This is a genomic window from Gemella sp. GH3 (assembly GCF_013415425.1).
Classification (GTDB): Bacteria; Bacillota; Bacilli; order Staphylococcales; family Gemellaceae; genus Gemelliphila.
Map to the genome: position 1 here is coordinate 1 of NZ_JACBYC010000150.1, position 1,741 is coordinate 1,741.

The following is a 1,741-nucleotide window of genomic DNA, read 5'->3' on the forward strand; positions in this document are numbered from 1 at the left end:
TTGTCTTGTTAGCTATGAAATTATTTAACAATAATATTAATATTGATTATTATGCAAATATAATTATGATTGTATCTTGTGCTTTTGCATTGATATGTACTTACTTTGCGATAAAATTAGTTTTAAAATAATATTAAGGAATTTATTTATGACAAAAAAATTAACACAATATCAAATAAGACAAATGAGATTAACAGATGAACAAAAGGAGAAAGAGAAAGAAAGAAGAAGAGAACGTGATAGATTGCGTCGTCAAAGAGAAGGAAAGGAGAAGAAATCTCAGTACAAGTATGTTAGGTATAAGAGTTGTACTAAAATCTTTTTAACAGAATTAATTAGAGAAGAAGATATAAAAGAATTTAAAGAATTATTAAAAAAATTATAAAAAACTATTGACGCAGAAACGATAATATGTTATAATAATTATATAAGTTAAAAGAATAATTTAAAATACAATTAAAAGGAGAAATAAAAATGATACTATACAAAAACGTTGATTTTAAAGATTTAAAAAATATATTAGAGCAAGGTATATTACCTATATCAAAAACCAATAATAACAATTGGGAAGAAAAAAGACGTGCCAATAATTCAATAGATGTAGTATATTTATTTTATCCAAAATCAAAATTTAATTCTTTCACTAATTACGGTAAAATTTTGTTGGAAGTTGAAGTTAATGATTCTGATGTTGAACAAATATTAACTGATGACTGGTATGACGGTGTATTTTATGATGAATATATAATAGATAAAGTAAGTCCTTGTGATATTAAAAAAATATATGCTCCTAATAATTTTAAAGAAAATCTAGGAGATTACATATACGATACTAATTATTTTTGTACAAATGGAAAAATAATTTGTACAGATGATTGGAGTAGAGATTTAATTGATGATATTTTTGATGATAGAATAAAAGAAGTTAAGGCAGAAGAATGGGAACATATGAGAGGCGTTTTTCAATATTGTATAGGAAAAGATTTTGCCTACACAGCAAATCTAAACTCTGTTGCATTGAGTGGTGTAGACCCTCTAGGTTTTAGAGAAGAACCATATGATAATGTTCTATTTTGGAAAGATAGTATGCAATTGATTTATTTCAATAATAAAGAGCGTAAATTAAAGTATATAGCTAAAGAGTTAATTGATGGACTTCCATCAAGCACTTGTTCTCATATTTTAATAGAGGGAATTTGTGATAGTATTGATGAAAAATTAAAAGCTATGCGTTCTCCTATTAATTCTTATTTGAGTATTAAGTTTAATCCTTTTGATTTTTCCTATGATTTTAAAGATAAAGTTAAAAACTTAGTGCATAATTTTATAAAAGAAAATCAAGATAGATTTTTTGATAAAAAGGGAGATTTTAAAAGCGATAAAATTATAAAAAAAGAGTTAAATTTATTTTTCGAACAAAATAATATGGAATAAAAAATAAGAGTAGCAAAAAGCTACTCTTTTAATTTGCCCACTAGGGAGCCTATAAAGGCGATTTAAATAAATTTTTATCTTAACTCGGACAAATGCCCTCTAAGACAATAATATTCCGTGGATTTACCAAATTTATTATAATATATATTTTTAAAAAAATCAATAAAAATAAGAGTAGCAATATAATGCTACTCTTGGGACTTCTAATATATTACAACTTCTCTTCCGAATGAGACGTAATTTTAGAAAAATAATCGACATAACTATATTATATATAAAATATTTTATTTTGTCAATAAATATAATT

Annotated in this window: 2 protein-coding genes; both read left to right on the plus strand. The window is 24.2% G+C overall.

The window, feature by feature from the left end; all coding sequences use genetic code 11:
* The first annotated feature begins 148 nt into the window (after positions 1-148).
* Positions 149-385 carry a hypothetical protein gene (locus HZY83_RS06080; protein ID WP_179943166.1) on the plus strand — a complete coding sequence of 79 codons (237 nt, stop codon included), beginning with the start codon at positions 149-151 and terminating at the stop codon, positions 383-385.
* 89 nt (positions 386-474) lie between these two features.
* On the plus strand, positions 475-1,434 hold the full coding sequence (locus tag HZY83_RS06085; protein WP_179943167.1) for a hypothetical protein: 960 nt from the start codon (positions 475-477) through the stop codon (positions 1,432-1,434).
* Positions 1,435-1,741: the final 307 nt, after the last annotated feature.